At 50.9% G+C, this 17,308-nt stretch carries 20 protein-coding genes; 14 read left to right on the plus strand and 6 right to left on the minus strand.

What is annotated here, in order from left to right; genetic code table 11:
* Positions 1-9: 9 nt before the first annotated feature.
* Positions 10-1,200, minus strand: coding sequence for an MFS transporter (locus tag ACO0LF_RS26770; protein WP_423019641.1), 1,191 nt, complete (start codon positions 1,198-1,200; stop codon positions 10-12).
* Positions 1,201-1,309: 109 nt separating this feature from the next.
* On the opposite strand from ACO0LF_RS26770, the gene ACO0LF_RS26775 reads away from it, so the two are divergent.
* A complete protein-coding gene (locus ACO0LF_RS26775; protein WP_423019643.1) occupies positions 1,310-3,001 on the plus strand; it encodes an ABC transporter substrate-binding protein in 1,692 nt (563 codons plus the stop codon).
* 511 nt (positions 3,002-3,512) lie between these two features.
* On the opposite strand, the gene ACO0LF_RS26780 is transcribed toward ACO0LF_RS26775, so the two are convergent.
* Positions 3,513-3,974, minus strand: a complete 462-nt coding sequence (locus ACO0LF_RS26780) for a cupin domain-containing protein (protein WP_423019645.1) — start codon at positions 3,972-3,974, stop codon at positions 3,513-3,515.
* A gap of 109 nt (positions 3,975-4,083) precedes the next feature.
* On the opposite strand from ACO0LF_RS26780, the gene ACO0LF_RS26785 reads away from it, so the two are divergent.
* The 5 genes from ACO0LF_RS26785 (at position 4,084) to ACO0LF_RS26805 (ending at position 8,269) form a co-directional block, all read left to right on the plus strand.
* Positions 4,084-5,007 carry a LysR family transcriptional regulator gene (locus ACO0LF_RS26785; RefSeq protein WP_423019647.1) on the plus strand — a complete coding sequence of 308 codons (924 nt, stop codon included), beginning with the start codon at positions 4,084-4,086 and terminating at the stop codon, positions 5,005-5,007.
* A gap of 220 nt (positions 5,008-5,227) precedes the next feature.
* Entirely contained in the window at positions 5,228-6,166 is a 939-nt protein-coding gene (locus ACO0LF_RS26790; RefSeq protein ID WP_423019649.1) for an alpha/beta hydrolase, read from the plus strand.
* A 208-nt stretch (positions 6,167-6,374) separates the two neighbouring features.
* The gene (locus tag ACO0LF_RS26795; RefSeq protein WP_423019651.1) at positions 6,375-7,049 is read left to right on the plus strand and encodes a methyltransferase; all 675 of its coding nucleotides are present in this window, start codon (positions 6,375-6,377) and stop codon (positions 7,047-7,049) included.
* A 223-nt stretch (positions 7,050-7,272) separates the two neighbouring features.
* Positions 7,273-7,488: a hypothetical protein gene (locus ACO0LF_RS26800; RefSeq protein WP_423019653.1), complete on the plus strand. Its 216-nt coding sequence runs from the start codon at positions 7,273-7,275 to the stop codon at positions 7,486-7,488.
* Positions 7,489-7,825: 337 nt separating this feature from the next.
* Complete coding sequence (locus ACO0LF_RS26805; RefSeq protein WP_423019655.1) at positions 7,826-8,269, plus strand: DUF5675 family protein; 444 nt, start codon at positions 7,826-7,828, stop codon at positions 8,267-8,269.
* A 62-nt stretch (positions 8,270-8,331) separates the two neighbouring features.
* On the opposite strand, the gene ACO0LF_RS26810 is transcribed toward ACO0LF_RS26805, so the two are convergent.
* The 3 genes from ACO0LF_RS26810 to ACO0LF_RS26820 form a co-directional block, all read right to left on the minus strand.
* On the minus strand, positions 8,332-8,964 hold the full coding sequence (locus ACO0LF_RS26810; protein ID WP_423019657.1) for a LysE family translocator: 633 nt from the start codon (positions 8,962-8,964) through the stop codon (positions 8,332-8,334).
* Positions 8,965-9,060: 96 nt separating this feature from the next.
* A complete protein-coding gene (locus tag ACO0LF_RS26815; protein WP_423019659.1) occupies positions 9,061-9,540 on the minus strand; it encodes a GNAT family N-acetyltransferase in 480 nt (159 codons plus the stop codon).
* Positions 9,541-9,549: 9 nt separating this feature from the next.
* Positions 9,550-10,149: a helix-turn-helix domain-containing protein gene (locus ACO0LF_RS26820; RefSeq protein ID WP_423019661.1), complete on the minus strand. Its 600-nt coding sequence runs from the start codon at positions 10,147-10,149 to the stop codon at positions 9,550-9,552.
* Between the two features lie 474 nt (positions 10,150-10,623).
* Between ACO0LF_RS26820 and ACO0LF_RS26825 the strand changes: the two genes are divergently transcribed.
* From ACO0LF_RS26825 to ACO0LF_RS26860, 8 genes are all read left to right on the plus strand, one after another.
* Positions 10,624-11,034: a hypothetical protein gene (locus ACO0LF_RS26825; RefSeq protein ID WP_423019663.1), complete on the plus strand. Its 411-nt coding sequence runs from the start codon at positions 10,624-10,626 to the stop codon at positions 11,032-11,034.
* A gap of 36 nt (positions 11,035-11,070) precedes the next feature.
* Positions 11,071-11,904, plus strand: a complete 834-nt coding sequence (locus ACO0LF_RS26830; protein WP_423019665.1) for a hypothetical protein — start codon at positions 11,071-11,073, stop codon at positions 11,902-11,904.
* A gap of 47 nt (positions 11,905-11,951) precedes the next feature.
* The gene (locus ACO0LF_RS26835; protein ID WP_423019667.1) at positions 11,952-12,362 is read left to right on the plus strand and encodes a hypothetical protein; all 411 of its coding nucleotides are present in this window, start codon (positions 11,952-11,954) and stop codon (positions 12,360-12,362) included.
* Positions 12,363-12,434: 72 nt separating this feature from the next.
* Complete coding sequence (locus tag ACO0LF_RS26840; RefSeq protein ID WP_423019668.1) at positions 12,435-12,770, plus strand: hypothetical protein; 336 nt, start codon at positions 12,435-12,437, stop codon at positions 12,768-12,770.
* A gap of 202 nt (positions 12,771-12,972) precedes the next feature.
* Positions 12,973-13,383, plus strand: coding sequence for a hypothetical protein (locus ACO0LF_RS26845; protein ID WP_423019670.1), 411 nt, complete (start codon positions 12,973-12,975; stop codon positions 13,381-13,383).
* 480 nt (positions 13,384-13,863) lie between these two features.
* The gene (locus ACO0LF_RS26850) at positions 13,864-14,235 is read left to right on the plus strand and encodes a hypothetical protein (protein WP_423019672.1); all 372 of its coding nucleotides are present in this window, start codon (positions 13,864-13,866) and stop codon (positions 14,233-14,235) included.
* A 279-nt stretch (positions 14,236-14,514) separates the two neighbouring features.
* Positions 14,515-14,706, plus strand: coding sequence for a hypothetical protein (locus ACO0LF_RS26855; RefSeq protein ID WP_423019674.1), 192 nt, complete (start codon positions 14,515-14,517; stop codon positions 14,704-14,706).
* Positions 14,707-14,824: 118 nt separating this feature from the next.
* A complete protein-coding gene (locus ACO0LF_RS26860; protein ID WP_423019676.1) occupies positions 14,825-15,883 on the plus strand; it encodes a suppressor of fused domain protein in 1,059 nt (352 codons plus the stop codon).
* 414 nt (positions 15,884-16,297) lie between these two features.
* On the opposite strand, the gene ACO0LF_RS26865 is transcribed toward ACO0LF_RS26860, so the two are convergent.
* Entirely contained in the window at positions 16,298-17,188 is an 891-nt protein-coding gene (locus ACO0LF_RS26865; RefSeq protein ID WP_423019678.1) for a LysR substrate-binding domain-containing protein, read from the minus strand.
* Positions 17,189-17,308: the final 120 nt, after the last annotated feature.

A 17,308-nucleotide genomic window follows, 5' to 3' on the forward strand; every position in this document is an offset into this window, starting at 1 on the left:
CATATACACCTACTCCACCCCATACACCGCCGACACCCGCGTCCCGACCACCAGCAAAAAATGCGTGAGCGCACAGGCACTCAATATCCAGGCCAGCGGCAAATCCCCCACCAGCGCACCAGACAATACCAGGCTCACCGGCATCAGCAGTTTGAATAGTGAGCCTGTGAGGCCGGATATGCGGCCTATGTAGCGGCTGTCTGTGCTTTCCTGGCGGTAGCCCCAGATGCAGACATTGCCGATGACGGTGCAAAAGCTGTTGATGGCCAGCGCCAGCAGCAGCAAGGGGATGCTGCTGCCCCAGGCCAGCAAGAGCATGGAACAGGCTTCGACGCCCAGCTCCAGCGCCAGCAGACGGCCCAGGCCAAAGTGCTGGCGCAGACGGCTGGCGACCAAGCCGCCGATGACGCCGCCTATGCCTGCCACGCCATACATGAGGCCGACCTCGGCTGCGCCCAGTTGCAACTGGTCACGGGCACGGAACAAGAACAGGACATCCACCACGCCCGCGCTGCCATTGATGATGACCACCAGCCAGGCCATGTGCCACAGAGGTTTGTTGGCGATCAGCACGCGCCAGCCATCGCGCCATTCATTCCAGAAGCCATCTGCATCCGGCTTGCGCACTGGCAGTTGCAAATCCCTGAGCAGCCAGGCGGCCAGCAGCATGGCCAGCATGGGCAACCACAGGCCCAGGTCCATGCGTATGGAAATCACGGCACCAGCCAGCGCCGGGCCGAGTATGCTGAACACCTGGCTTAACACTGTCAAATGCCCGGTGGCGGGCAGCAGCAATTGTTCTGGCAGCATTTCCTTCAACATACCCATGCGGCAGATCGCATACAGGTAATGCAGGGTCATCAGCAGGAAGGCAGTGATGAAGAAGAAAGACAAAGCCCGCGCACCATTCTCCAGCAACACCGCCTGCATGCCGGTCAGCACCACGATGCCGACGATGGCAAAGCGCGCCCAGCGGCCACGGTCTATGCGGTCTACCCAGACGCCGATAAACATTGCCAGCAGCAGGTTGGGCAGCAATTCAACTGCGCGCATGCCTGTCATGACCCCGGCTGATTGTGTCAACTGATAGAGTATCAGCGGCATGGCGAGCTGGTAGATTTGCGTGCCTAGCGAAAAACTGATGGTCGATGCATACAGGCGGCGAAAGCTGGCGTGTTGCCAAAGCGAGGGTGTGGACATGGAGAATGTAAAAGCGGAGTTAAGCGATGCCCACTAGCGTATATCAAAGGCGGAAACACAAAAACGGATAGAATCTCATATTTCTTTCCTCCTTTATTCATATCTAAAGATGCGACTGCTAGATCACTTCCAGCGCCTGGCCAATTGGTACCCCAGCGCCCATGCGCCTGACCTGGCCCAGATCGCTGCGGCCCTGTGCTGTAGCGAACGCAATGCGCGCCTTTTGCTCAAGCGCATGCAAGAGCAAGGCTGGATAGACTGGCAGCCAGGCAATGGCCGCGGTCATCGCTCACAACTTAGCCTGCTTCAAGACCATGAAAGCCTGCGCCTGCAAAGACTGCACCACCTGCTGGCAGATGGCAAACTGGAAGCCGCCTTCGATGGCTTGCCCAGTGCCGGGCGTGAACGCCTGAAGCAATCGCTGCCTGGTTACCTGGGCGGTGGCCGCGCCGGCAGCTTGCGCATGCCCTTCTACCGCCCCCTGCATGCGCTGGACCCTATCCACATCAACCGTCGCACCGAGCAGCACATCATCATGCAACTCTGCGCAGGCTTGACAGAATACGACCGCGCCAGCGAGCAGATTATCCCGGCACTGGCACACAGATGGGATGCCAGTGTCGATGGCAGCCACTGGGAATTTATCTTGCGACCCGGCCTGCAATTCCATGATGGCCGCCCTGTGCGGGCAGAGGACGTGATCTATTCCTTGCAACGCGCCCGCGATACAGATGGCCCTTATCGCGCCATGTTTGCCCACCTCGCCAGCATCAGCGGCACTGAGCGCAGCGTGAAGCTGCAACTCAACAAGCCCGATCATCTGCTACTGCATCTGCTGGCCCACCATGCCGCCGTCATCGTGCCGGTGGATGATGCCAGGCGCGCAGATTTTGCTGCGTTACCCATAGGTGCCGGGCCTTTCCGGCTGCTGCGCAATAATGAACACCGGGCGACGCTGGCAGCGTTTGATGGCTATTTCCGTGAACGCGCCCTGCTTGATGAAATCGACTTATGGGTAGTGCCGCATGGCAGCCCGCTGCCTGAAGTGGACCTGCACCTCGCGCATGCCTCGCCTGATCAAGTGCCTGCACGTGACGATAGCTGGTCGCAGATACGGGCGCTGGAACAAGGCTGTGACCTGGTCATGCTGAACCCGGCACGCGCAGAATTTTCTAGCGCAGCCGCACGTCTGGCAGTCGGCGCATGGCTGCGCCCTGCAGCGGAGGAACTGGCCGCCAAAGAAACCCGCCCCATGGCCTTGGGCATGCTGCCGCAATGGCAGCACCTGCCTGAGCAGACGACAACAGCAGCACCCACCCTGCCAGCCCACCTCGATGTCGTGACTTATGAACTCGACAGCCACATCGCCCTGACCCATTGCGTGGCAGCCAGACTGCGTGAGGCCGGAGCAGATGTCAGCATCCACATCCTGCCCTTCCCGGAATTTGGCCCCTACAACTGGCGGCACTGGGCCGACGTCGTCATCGCCGGCGACGTGCTCGACAATGACATGGAATTTGGCCTGTATAGCTGGCTGGCAGGAGAGTCACTGATTAACCAGATGATGGACAAAGCGGCGCGTACCTGGCTGGTGCAAGCCAGTACAGAAATCGCGGCAGAAGCGGATACCGCACGCCGTGCGCCGCTCATCGAAGCCTGCTTCGCCCGCATCGTAGAACAAGCCTGGATACTGCCCATGCGCCACACCCGCCACGGCATAGACTATGGCCCACAACTCGGCGGCGTCACCCTGGCCCGCTGCGGCTGGATGGATTTTCGCAAGCTATGGTTGCGGCCTTGATTGGCATTCAAAAAAAATGTGTGGAGTGCGTTATAACATCTCATCGAGCGTGCCATCCAAACAAGCAATCAGCTCCACCTATTATGCTGGCATAGTGCCATTAAATGACGCGAATGACTTGAATGGCGTAAATTCAGTGAGACTGATGGTGCATGATACTGCGAGCACTATCTTGACTGATTTGCTTGCCAATCGAACTTTAGTTTCAGATGATAGGATTATTTCAAAATTGAAAAGTGTCGGTGATGCGACAAATGATCTACAAAAAAATCGGACGCCTTTTGGTGCCGACTGCGCATATAGATGGTGTTCGTTTGCTAGCTGAATTGCCCTATCAGTTTGATCCACTGACCAGCTCCCAATAGAACAGCTCTCCTTTGCCGTAGTCACGCCCGCCAGCCGTGTGCGTGGCTTCGTGACTCACGGCATATTTTGTAATCGGTTTCAAATTATTTCAAAGAATAATCCCGATAAGATCACATGTTAAGCCAGGTGAATTTCACCCGTCGTTCTAGCTACGCCATGGCAAATCAATCACCACGCCATCCGGTAGTGTCACTGTACTGGTAATCGGCATGGCGGAAACAAATTCGCTTTCCGTATCGGAGAAAATCTGGTGTATCTGATTGCGTGGCAAGATCAATGTATCGCCGGATTGGTAGCGCACCTCCCGTCCAGCCACGGTAGCTCTGCCGCTGCCTTTGAGGAACAACACAATTTCCTCGGTGTCGTGGCAGTGCGGCGGTGAGGCCGAATTGGCATCCATTCGACCGCACCACATTTCGACCTGCTGCGCACCCGTCGCTGACGTGGCTACGCCGGCTATGTGATTGCCTTGCATACTGTGAACCTGATTCTCCTCTTTCCGAAACACGTAAGACGGGGTAAAACTCTTGGACATGTCCATAACATTCATTTCATTTAATTTGGTGATGTAGCGATCGGTAATCGCGCTTTGATGTTGCGACCTCATGCTGCGACCTCATGCGGTGAAAGATAGTATGGCGCCAAGTAATTGACGAGTAAACGGCATCACATGTCATAATATTAAAGACTATATATCTCTAATGAATGGAAGACCCATGCCCAGTATCGATCTTGTGATTTCATTTGCATCGGCTGCACGTCACAGCAGCTTTGCGAGCGCAGCACGCGAGCTTGGCCTATCACCTTCAGCTGTCGCCAAGAATGTCGCGCGTCTAGAAACGCAGTTAGGTATGCGTTTATTCCACCGCACGACGCGGCAAGTCAGGCTTTCGCAAGATGGAGAGGACATTTATCTGCGTTGCAAGCGCATCCTGGAAGATATGGAATCCCTTCATACTGCCGCCATTGAGGCAAGGGAAGGCTTACGTGGCACGTTACGCATTGATATGCCCATCTTCTATGGCCGACAGGTCGTTCTTCCCATATTGATGCAGTTGAAAATCCTTCATCCAGCGCTAAAGATCGACGCGCGCTTTTCCGACCACATGGTCGACATTGTCAAAGAAGGATTAGATGCAGCCGTTAGAATAGGCGTGCTGACAGATTCTGGTTTGATCGCACGCAATTTCGATGAACAATTTGTCAGGATTTACGCCAGCCCTGACTACATTTCCCGACACGGAAAACCAAGGTCGCCGGAAGAACTTGCCGAGCATACCTGCCTGTTGTTCCGGTCACCTACCAGTGGGCGTGATCGCCCCTGGCAATTTCTCGTTGAGAAACACGAACTTGTTCTTTTGCCCGAGAGCGATGTGCGCCTGGGAGATGGTGAAGCATTAATTCAGGCCGCCGTAGCAGGCGTGGGTATCGTGCAATTGCCATCTTATATGGTGGAAAATGAAGTTACACAAGGGCGCCTGGTCGAAATCCTCAAGCGTTTTCGTGCAGCGCCGCAACCTATTGCGCTGGTGTATTCCAGCCATCGTCATGTTCCGCCGCGAGTCAGAGCGCTAGCAGATGCACTCCTTTTGCACGCTGATAAAGTAAGCGTAAAAGAAAACAGTCAACGCCATACTTGATCGACTTTACGAACGGCATGCGCAAATACGCACGCTTGTGCATTGAAGAAAAAATGTCTTGAGTGTTGTGACACGCTGCACCGTTCACACGACCGCTATATGACGCCATACTATGCATCATAGATCGGTCGTTCTCTTTGTTAGCGTCAACAACTAAAGGAAAGCGGCAAATACTGATCCAGGCAGGATTGATTAATTTTCCACGCCAAAATACGCATCTATGCCCGAAAAACACTTCAAGCTTACTATGTCCGACAAATCAAATTTTGCAACGAATACTCGCCTCATTCAAACGGGAAGCACTCAGAAATTGGTTTTGGGCGTTATACGAACGTCGTTGGCGCTCGGCTATCGAATCGCCCCTCACCTTGCTGAAGCATGGCTCTCGAAACAGTTCCTTCATGCCAAGCGCTATCCATGGCCCAAAATCGAACAGGAATGGATGGATAAAGCTGAAAAATTCACACTGACGACACATGGCCTCCCTGACCCGGCGTGGAACGGTCAAGCGATGCAAGCCTACCGCTGGGGAAAGCCGCGGCTTGGGCGAATTGCAGTCATGCATGGCTGGAGTGGGCGAGCGACGCAATTCCATCGCTTCATACCCCGTTTTATTGATGAGGGTTACGAGGTCATTGGAATTGATGCGCCAGGTCATGGCGCAAGTGGCGGTAAGATGGCGTCGGTACTGCATTTCTACAATGCCTTGGATAGCCTCGTTCAACACGCAGGAAGCGTCGATGCCATAGTTGGACATTCCTTGGGCGGTGGCACAACCTTATATGCAATGAGCCAAGGAGTAAAAACACGTAGAGCAGTCTTGATTGCACCCAATGCTGATCTGATTTCGCATTCACGCACAATGACGCGTCAGTTGATGCTGAACGAAGATCAGCGACTTTCATTGCAATCTCGTATCGAAAAACAGTTTGGCGTCACATGGGAAGCAGTTAGCGGCACGCATGTCGCTCCCCTGGTGAAGCAGAGCGGACTGGTGATTCACTGCAAGGACGACCGCGAGATTCCCTTCCAAATGGGACAATCCATCGCCGGAGCATGGCCTGGAGCGCAATTAGAGGCGGTGTCTGGATTAGGGCACCGACGCATTCTCTCGTCGGAGGATGTCGTAACATCTTCGCTCGCATTCATCCGCCAGTAAAGCCTTACAATGTCATCTTCAAAGTTGCTTGCTTCTTATATTAAGCTGTCAAGCATTGCGCTTGATATACGTACTAGTGGAAAGAGCATATCGCTGCACGAAAAAAAGTGGTATAAGGCCTCAATCCAACAGCCATCACCTTTCTTATTTGGTGATAGGCATCGTCCACAATCAGAACTATTACAGTTCAATTTCAAAGGCTCAATGCATGCAACACAAAGTCAATCAAGGCACTCGGGACGGTGCAGCTGTTTACTCGCCGCTAGTCCTAAAAGCATACGATCTTTGGGTTCTTGGATTTTCTAATCGCTACGCATGGCAATGCCCAACCCGCTCTGTTCTTCTTCCTTTTTTCCAACAGCACCTAAGTGCAAACCACCTCGATGTCGGGGTTGGTACTGGCTACTATCTCGCACATAGTTCATTTTCGGCGAAACAAAAAATTGCATTGCTAGACTTGAATCGCAATAGTCTTGCAGCCGCATCTGCTCCGATTGCACATTTGCTGCCGCTGTTGATACAGGAAGATATTCTCAATCCGAATGGCGCATTGGGAAATCAAAAGTTCGATTCCATTTCACTTTTCTACTTACTGCATTGCCTTCCCGGGAATATAAGGGAAAAAGCCGCACAGGCTTTTGAGTTATTGCATCAGCATTTGACTGTGGGCGGCACACTCTACGGCGCCACCATCCTGGGGGATCACGTCGCCCATAATTGGCTGGGGCGCAGGTTAATGAGGCTCTATAACAAAAAGGGGATTTTTGGAAATCACGACGATACTTTGTCTGATCTCGAATCTGCCTTGACCCGATATTTTACAAAGGTCAACGTACGACAACATGGCAAAGTAGCTCTATTTTCCGCAGAACTAGCGAATTAAAGTTAGCTTGATAAGCTAAGCTGTGAAATGAAACAGCCGCCACGCGCGAAGCGATCAAGCTGCTGCAAAACCGCTTCGCTATTGAGTGGCCAGACGGCGCTGTCTGCCTGCGTAGACCCGAAGCTGCGCACCCGCTGCCTGTATGATCCGCCACAGGATGCTGTGGTTGCAGTGTGGAGGCGGGTCAGCGGACTCCTACGGCACGCCCGACCATGTTTCGCGCTTGTCTTGGTCGAAATCTCATTGCCCACCTGCTGAGCTGCCATCGCCGCTCATCGAAGCCTGCTTCGCCCGCATCGTAGAACAAGCCTGGATACTGCCCATGCGCCACACCCGCCACGACATAGACTATGGCCCACAACTCGGCGGCGTCACCCTGGCCCGCTGCGGCTGGATGGATTTTCGCAAGCTGTGGTTGCGGCCAACAGGCAACGTATAGAGTGCTTTATAAGGCATCACTTTGCATGCTCAAACGCAGTGTAATGAATGCCTGCTACTTAAGTGTTGGCCTCATGCCGTCGTTGGCAGCAAACGCCACTGGGCACCTGCCTGCGCAGGTGCGACAGTTTTGTGGTTCACGCCTTAAGTACCGATGATAGGAAGAAGAATTTTAAGCCAGTATGTCATTCATTTGCTCTCTCGGCGGCAATGGAAATGTACAAATTTACAACATCATGATAAGCTGTACCAGCATGTCCTCAGATTGTTATCCAACATGATTCAACGTAGCAGGTTCAACGTACATTTGATACATCAACTATTTCAGGGAGACAAAGATGCACATACTCATTGCACGTAACGCAGTACTGTCGGGGCCAAATGGCACTTTTGGCGAACTCTTCATTGATGGCAAGTCTTTTTGTTTCACCTGCGAACAACCATGGAACAATAATACGGCAAACAAATCCTGCATCCCTGTGGGCGAATATCAACTCCTGCCTTACGACTCACCTGCCCATGGCCATACTGTCGTCTTCCATAATCCCCAGTTGGGTATCTATGGCACGCCAGCGATGATACCGGCTGGCAAGCAAGGTCGCAGCCTGTGTGAAATCCATAATGCCAACTGGCCTTTCCAGGTGCAAGGTTGCGTCGCAGTCGGCAAAGAAATTACCGATATCGTGCCAAATGGCCGGGGCGTGACCAGCAGTGTGGCCACCTTCGCCGCCCTCATTGCAAAATGGGGCGACAGAAGCAAGCTCACTGCCACCGTCAAATAGATGCATGAACTGGTGGAGTGATGTGAAATAGCGAATCTGGCCTTAGCCTATATCGCTGGCACTCAAACGCTATCGTAGGAAGTCACCAGCTTGAGACCAAGGGCGGCCATGACGCCACCAGCGGCCCGGTCTATCCATGCCTTGGTGCGCAGATACACATTTCTGGGGCCTGTCGATGACAGAACCAGCGCTACCAGCGTGTACCAGCCTGCCTCTATCATAAAAACCGTGACCACGATGATCATCTTGAAAAGCAAAGATGCATCTGCAGGTAAGAAAGCGGCAAATACGCTGGCAGAAACGATCGCTGTTTTGGGATTACTCAGTTGCGTACTCAGGCCCAGGAGCAGGAAACGGGATGACATGGGGGCGAGTGCATTTTCCTGGATTTCAGCGGTGAGCGTAGTACGAGCCCCGCGCCAAATGTTGATCCCAAGATACACCAGATAGACACCGCCACCGACTTTTAACAGCAGGTATAAGGAAGGTACCGCAAGCAACAGACCATGTAGTCCGAGTAAAGATGCCAGCGAAAAAACCATGCCTCCCAAACCCATCCCCAGTGCAGCCAACAGGCCATTGAATCGCCCCACGCTTGCTGCGGTACGAGCAACCATCACAAAACTGGGCCCCGGGCTAACTGCCCCTATGATCATCGCTGTGGCTATCCCAAGCAATTCGGGAAGATGCTGCATGGTGTTTCTCCTTGTAGACAATTTGCATGAAATCTAGCACCGCCAAGTTTAACCATATTTGTGCAAATGTTGACATCAATAGTTTACATCAATAAGTCAAATTTCCAAATCTCTATCCTGAGGTGCAGTGAGTTTTTTCTGCATGAACACGCTGAGAGGATCATCGGCATATCCACCGAAACGCTCACAAAGTGCATAGCCGCAACGCGCATACAGGGCCAGTGCTTCTGGCTGGTAAGGGCCGCTTTCCAGCTTCAGCTCCATGCATCCCGATGCCATGGCGGCCGCCTCCAGCGTTTGCAATATTTTTTTCGCCAGTCCACGACCACGATACTGGGGGCGCACATACATGCGTTTGAGTTCGCCGTATGCGGCGGACAGGACCACGGCACCACAGGCAACGGCCTGCCCGGCCTCGTCCCGCGCTATGACAAACAGCAGCCCCTGCTCATCGACCGAAGCCAGATCCAGCGCATGATGGCTTTCTGGCGGATAGAGCGCGCTTTGGTAGGCATCAAGCTCGGTGATCAAAGCAATGGCATCAGCCTGGCTGGGTGATTCAAAAGAAATTTGCATGCTGCACCTTCAGGTAGTGAGTGATCCGGTATTGATAACCACGACATAGCGCGCAAGACGCTTGCTGGTGTTCTGAAAAATAATGCGCTGATTTTCTTGCATGGCCAGACAATCGCCCGCTTGCAAGACATGGCGCTTGTCATCAATAATAATTTCCATGCAGCCCTCCAGTACCCAGACTTGCTGGTGAATGCCAGGCTCGCGCAATCCCGCCGCATAGCTCACTATGGCCCCTGCTGGAAAATCAATCTGGACTATCTGCAACGCCGAGCGAAAATGTGGCGGCGAAATATTACGCCGCGTATAACCAGACTGCGGATCGGTCCACTGCAACTGCTCTGCCCGCCGCACCAGGGGACTGGCATCAGCGCGCGGTTCCTCAAACAAGGACGCCAGCGTGACACCCAGGCCAAATGCCAGTTTGTCCAGCACCACGGCTGTGGGGCTGGTCTCACAGCGCTCTATCAGTGAAATCATGGAACGACTGACATCGCATTTCCTGGCCAATGCATCCAGCGACAAACCACGCTCTGCACGCAGGGAAGTAATCCTGTTGGCGAGACGCTGGTTGATATCTGGCTGCTGGTGGGTAGATGTGATTTCTTTCATATTGGATTTATTATCCAATATGGTGGATATTGTGTCAAGCGGTGTTAGTCGGCATGCTTTGCCAAGCTCAGGGCTGCTCTGCAGTTGCCTGTCGGGCTGGTAGGGTGTTTCCAACGCACCACTCTCCATTTTGATTCAGCATTTGTAGGAGCGGCTTTAGCCGCGAATTGGTGGACACGGCAAGACATTCGCGCCTAAAGCCGCTCCTACGAAACCAGCGTTTGGATAAGCCTGGTAGGTGCGTTGCAAGTCACTACCTTTGATACAATGGCTTGCCAAGTACATTTCGCAAACAGCCCGGTAGGGTGCGTTATAACGCACCACTCTGCAATGCCAATTCTCACTTGCAAAACGGCGCGTTGCAACGCACCCTACTGGCTGCAGCCTCATCAAGGAAGAACCATCCCTGCTGATTTCTTACAGTAATCAGCATCGCATTTCGCTGACATGGCGATCACCCGAGGAAAACGAGTCATGAGAAAAATTTATAAAGATGCAGTGGTTTTCTTGCGACTCCATATTGCATGCATCCTCATTATTGAAGGAGTCCAGCTGTTAAACCTGGATTGGCACTTCGCTGAAAAAACCGGCTTTGGACGTTTGCTGGCCCACCCAAACGTGGCAGCAATGCAACTGGTCTTTTCCAGCAGCCTTTTACTCTTGCTTTGGTTCCAGCGCGAGAAAACCTGGAAACTCATGTTTGGCATGGCCGTGACAGCCTGCGTCTATGGTTTATATTCCACTTTCGTCTATGGCACAGGTGTGGATTTCTTATTGCTGTTTGGCGCAGGCAGAGTGGCAGCTTACAGTGCTCCACTGACTTTTCCAAACGGCCTGGGTATTTTTTCCAAACCCATCCATCGTGCTGATGAAGATGGAAAATGAACCCGGCACTCACCATGCAATAACCCTAATACCCAGATGCAGATACAAACACATTACCTTCACGGCTATCACATCATTGTATGGACAGATACCTTCGATCCCTCGCTGACAACACTCATCCAGAGTTGCCCTGAGCTGGTTTTGGGGCGGCATGTAGCAATTGCCGCTTGTGATAGCGGCCCTTATCAGCCTGATCAGGCAGAAATGGCAAGAGGCTGGGTAGTGCACGATACGCTGGCTGTCAGCCCGCCCGTACAAGACATAGCTGATTTGCCGACGCCTGGTTTTGATGAATGGTATGTGTATGAGACTGAGCCACCACGTGAGCAGCATGCGGTATCGGTGAATCATTTTGGATTTTCAGTGCCTGATGAGCAAAGTGAACAAGCACGGGTTTTCTGGTCGCAAGTCGAGAAATTCCAGCCTTTGCATGTATTGTGGGCTGGTGCCGGTGCCATGTTTGTGCTTACCCGCGATGAGCAGATCCACAGGCAATTGCAAAAGATATTCATCATGCATACTGACATACCAGATCCAGTGGCGTTTTTTCTCACCCTTGGCGGGCTGCATGATGCCAGGTTTCATGCAAGCGCAAATCCTGCTGACAAGACATTGACGCTGGAGATAGATGACATCAATACCAATTTTCTTGGCATGCCTGAGTATCCGGGAAAAGATCCGGCCATTTTTATTTTCTCGACAGTGGCAGGCGTAGATATGAATTATGATGTTGATGACGCCAGCAATTGCCGTATCTACGACATGGAAATAAAAACAGAATGGGATGCACGCAGAAGCACAATGAACATCTCCATATCCCCGGGTGGCAGGCTGTCTTTTCTATTTTCAACTGTAAAACGCGTAGAATAATTCAGCAAGTCTCCGCTTTGAACATCGGCCATACAGAAAAAATCCACATGGAAAACGCCCGCAGCAAGGCACTTATATTTTTGTCAGTCCACACGGTAGCTACCCTGGCATTAAGCCTGGGGCAGATGATGGATGTGCACTGGTTCAACCTGGATGAACACCATTTGAATAAACTTCATCAACATCCAGCGCTTGCAACAGCATCCATTTCAGTGTCATTGATACTGCTGTTCCTGCTCTGGCTGAAAAACGAGCGGACCTACCGCTTCGCGTACGTCCTGGCACTGGCTGGCTGTATTTATGGGGCCTTGCTGGTAATCACGAACGGCATACTATTTGGCTTCATGCTTGCTTACGGTGCTGTCTGCATTATTCACCTGTATGCACCCTACGGATGGCCTGGTGTAAATAAGATGTTTACCCATCCTGGCCATCGTACTGATGGAGATGAAAAATAAACACGTCTCACGCCAGAATCACAAAAACAGATGCATTCACATTGCAATTATTGAATACGAAAAAAGAACTACATGGCTGAAATATTCCATTGCCTTAATGCGACACCCGTAAAACTGGTTTCCAGCAGCATTGCTTATGAGCCAGCACCTGTCATTCATATTGATATCTACGAAGGCGAGCAAGTCGTGGCCGCTGCCCGTATCATGCATCCCTATCATGGCAGCATGCTGGGTGTCGAATACGGCAAAACAGATCAGGAACTTGAACTGGAAGTACTGACGCTGTTCAGCGCAGGTTCACTATCATTGACACTGGGGCGGGTGATAGAACGCAGGCAACTGATGCAATCGATAGGGCATCATGAGATCGCGCCTATGTACCAGCACCCGGCAGAGGTGGTGACTTGAATAATTGGCGATCTTGTTTATTCACTCCCCCCATTTTCAAAGTCGGTCCGGTAGCGTGCGTAGAGTACGTTCCAACGCAGCACGCTGAAATGCCTGTCCTCATTTGCAAAACGGTAGGTTACATTCCGCATACCAATAAAAATCACAGAAATCATGCAGTGAATTCGATAAGTATGGCTATCTTTCAAGATAAATTTTCTTCATGAAAAACAATTACAAAGTCACTGTTTTTATTCTATTATTTTGCACGGCAAACATCCTGCTCCTGACAAACGGGCAGCTAATAGGTGTGCATTGGTCTTTCTCTGAAAAAACTGCATTTGGGCGCATGCTGCTACACCCTGAACTCGTGCAGGTCCACTTGTTATTTTTAGCCAGCTTGCTATTTCTACTCTTGCTCAAGAATGAAAAAACATACAAGCTTATGTTTGGCATTGCACTGGCAGCCAGTATCTACGGTTCATACATCAGCTACCATTTTATGATTGGTATAGATTTACAGTTGATGCTTGTTGCAGGCCAGGTAATCCAATACAGTGCGCCGTTAGCGTTTCAAGGTGTTTTCAGTATTTTTGCCAAACCCATCCATCGTGTTGATGAAAGCAGAAAATAAGTCAGCCTTGCGCCGTGATTTTTCTGAACATCCAAATTTATGTATGTAGTAAACTGCAACAGCCCTCTAGAGTGCGTTCCAGTGCGCCACTCTGAAATACCTGTCTTCATTTGTAAAACGGTGCGTTACAACGCACCCTGCTGGCTACTTGCCATTTATCTTTGTAGAGTGCGCCATGCGCACCGTTTTCTCTCAAAAAATCCAACAATAGATCATCCTTCAATAAGCTCTGTGCCATCTCTGTGTCACCTCTGTGTCTCTGTGGTGAGATTCTTGGTTTTTTTCAGCCTGGCGGGGTGCGCTGAGTACCTTAAAGCGCACCATTCTGAAATACCTATCTTCGCTTGCAAAACGGTGCGTTGCAACACGCCCTAATGGCTGGCATAGCATGTCAGGCTATAGTGATCCCGTGATAATATTTGTTATTCGTGTTAGCTGCAACTCGCGACACACACCACTTTTTCGCTAGGAATTAAATTCATGGAATGTTTCACTCATACAGGTTCGCCGGCTATAGGGATTTGCAAGTCGTGTGGAAAAGCCGTATGTCGTAGCTGCGCTAAAGACGCAGGGGTGTTCATCACTTGCTCAGATAAATGTGAAAAAGAGGCTGCCGATGTTCATGAAATGAACCAACGAGGTAAAAAAATTTACGGTATAGGAACGCCTAAAAAAATGGCAAGTGGCGTTATTATGTGGTTTCTATTTTCTGCATTATTTGGTGGTTTTGGTATTTTCCAAACCATTAAAACCGGCCAGCCGGATTGGTTTTTACTACTTTTTGGCGCAGCATGTTTATTTATCGCCATACTGTCTTATAGACGAAGCAAAGAATCTGGATTGCAATGTTAAAAACGCCTAAGCCATTCATCAAGCGGGATGCTGCGCTGCCGCGCACCGCCGCTTATGTCAAACCTTATGTGTCACCAGCTTGGTGTTAGATCTCATCAATGATTAGCCCGGTAGGGTGCGTTACAACGCACCCTACCGGCTAAAGGTATGGGGGTACTCAAGCCATGCCGTCAATTTCGTTTAACATTGCGGTCAAGGCCGCTACGGCCTGCGGCCTCCGCTGGACATCCGCGGGCCGCCACTTAGCTAAAACCTTAAACATCATGAAAAGGATTTTCAATGTCACAGTTTGAGACATGGCCGCACAAAGTTGAAGTGGATCTTCGAATTTTCCGAAGGGAGGGGGATGAAGAGCAAGACTATCGAATGATCTACAGCTATTCAATGGATGCGTTGACTCCCGCCTCTCTAGCAGATGTTGTGAAACTTCAGCAGGCTGGCGTGATAGAGATTTATGAATTACCTGAGTGAGTATGTAAACTATACTGATTAACAGCTTGGACGGCTGCGGATCGCGGATGACCGCTTTTGTATCTATTTATTTTCTGGTGGCGGCGCTCCCGGCACCTCAGCTTTATACGAGGTAAAAATGACCCTGGTAGAATTGCAAAACTGGAGCGAGTGTCGAACCGCAATACTTGAGTATGAGAATGATTCTGTATATTTGTATAGCCGTCCTCACGATGAGAATTTGGATTTAAAAGCTTTATGGATAGCCAATACAAAAAAACGAATATTCGGAAAATCAAATATCAAAGCTGATTTTGATAAGGGTATTCAGCCATATTTGCCAAAGGAATATTGTCTCGAAAGTGGCTATATCAGTGATTTCAAAAACAAAGAAAACTGGGAGCTTCAATGGGGATTGGATCAAAATTCAATCGCTGTTTATTTTAAAGGCGTAATTATTGCCATTCTTCCAGAATGGTCAGGGTTCAATGGGTTTCATGGGTATTCAATAGGAACAAATAGAGAATCAGAAGTGGCATGGCCCTTAAACGAAGACAATATTCAAATTCAGCGTTTTCTGGATGAACGCAATTTCCTGGATTCTTGGTCGGAATCAAAATGGATATTACGACAGGAAAGCTTGGTTTCCTTCTACAAAAATTTGCATAGTGGTGATGCAAGGTACTTTGCAGCTGATGCAGGCAAGTGGCCTCCGCTTGGAATTCACTACAGCAAATCATCGGAAATAGAGTTTATTTCCACAGTAGGTATGTCGCAATTACCAATGCCAGAATTTGGAATGAAGCATGAAAATGTTCAAGATTTCAGACGTATCGAATTAGCTATAGCCTGCCGCCCCATCTCAGATTTTGAACCGTTAGCGCGGTACTTGTCAGGACAGGCTACTTACCCATGGTATTTCGGAACTCATTTTGATCACGGTCACACAATGCCATGTGAACAATTAAGAGAAGTCGGCTCCAAAGCTTCATACTTTGTAATTATTGAAGCAGCAAATTTTCTTCCAAAAGTGTTAATGCCTTCATTTGATGATGGTGTAGTCAGACTATTGCACATGATACCTATACATGCGTCTGAGCAGAGATTTGCGGAAGAAAACTCAACTCAAAGGCTTATTGAGTTGATAGAGCAAGCGAAGGTGGATCCTTTTGATATTCATCGAGATGCAATCGTATAACTTGACGCTCAATCGGACTCACCAATGAAGTCATCATGCAATTTGCAGCCTGCCAGAGTGCGTAGTGCACGTTTCAACGTAGCACTCTGAAATGCCCCCATCTTCACTCGTAAAACGGTGCGTTGCAACGCACCCTACTGGCTTGCGTCACACTTGGTCCAGCATTTGCAGGAGCAGCTTTAGCCGCGAATTGGTGGGCACGGCAAAACTTTCGCGGCTAAAGCCGCTCCTACTAAACGGCGTTTGAATAAGCTGGTAGAGTACGCCATGCGCACCGTTCTCTCTCAAAAAAATCCAGCAATAGGTCACGCGACATTCCTGCAATAAACTCTGTGCCATCTCTGTGTCTCAGAGTCTCTGTGGTGAGTTTTTTGGTCTTTTACCGCCATGTGCAGGAACTAAATGACATGCCCTTCACCCCACCCGCAAAAAAGTAATCAATGCCTGCAGGGCAGCAGTCATATGTCGTCTACTGGAATAATACAAATAAAACCCCGCGCGCGTGCTGGCAAAGTCTGGCAGCACTTCTTGCAGGCGGCCGCTTTGCAGGTAGGGGCTTACATAGTCTTCTGCCAGGGCGGCGATGCCTGCGCCGTTGAGGGCGGCGGCCAGGGCCAGGCCGGCGTCATCGACGATCAGGTGTCCTTCGACGGTGATGTCGAGAGGCTGGCCTTTGTCCATGAAGACCCAGGGCAGTTTGAGTTCGGTGCTGGGGCGTTTGATGCGTATGCATTCATGTTTTTGCAAATCAAGCGGGGTATGCGGCATGCCGTGTCTGGTGATATATGCTTTCGAGGCGACGCAGACAAAGCGGCGCTGCGGGCCTATGCTGGTGGCGATCATGTCCTGTGCCAGCAATTCGCCCTGGCGTATGCCTGCATCAAAGCGGCCCTTGACCAGGTCTATGGTTTTATCTTCTACCGAAATGTCGAGCACGATGTGGGGGTATGCCAGTCGAAATTCTGCCAGCCTGGGCGCCAGCAGCAATTCTGTGGCCACCCTTGGTGCGGTCAGGCGCACCGTGCCTGTAGGTGTTTCGCGAAAATCATTGACGGCGTCGGCAGCGTGCTCCAGCCCTTCCAGCACAGGGCGCAAGTGATCCAGCAATTGCTGGCCAGCCTGGGTCAGCGACACGCTGCGTGTGGTGCGGTGCAAGAGCCGTACATCCAGACGGGTTTCCAGCTGGCGCATGGACTGGCTCAGGGCCGATGGGGTGACTTCCAGAAAAGCAGCTGCCCGAACAAAGCTTTGTCGCTCTGCAATGGCCACGAAGGCTCTGAATTCTGCAAATTCGCTGGCGCGCATTAGTTAGCCTGACTACATAATATAATGATTGAATAGTGCATTATTGAAACACAATTCCTCTTTATACTGAAGCCCTGTTCAGCGCAAAAGCGCAAAAAAAACGCATAACATCACAGGTAT

The organism is Undibacterium sp. Di27W (assembly GCF_049340345.1).
In the GTDB taxonomy this organism is placed as follows: Bacteria; Pseudomonadota; Gammaproteobacteria; order Burkholderiales; family Burkholderiaceae_D; genus Undibacterium.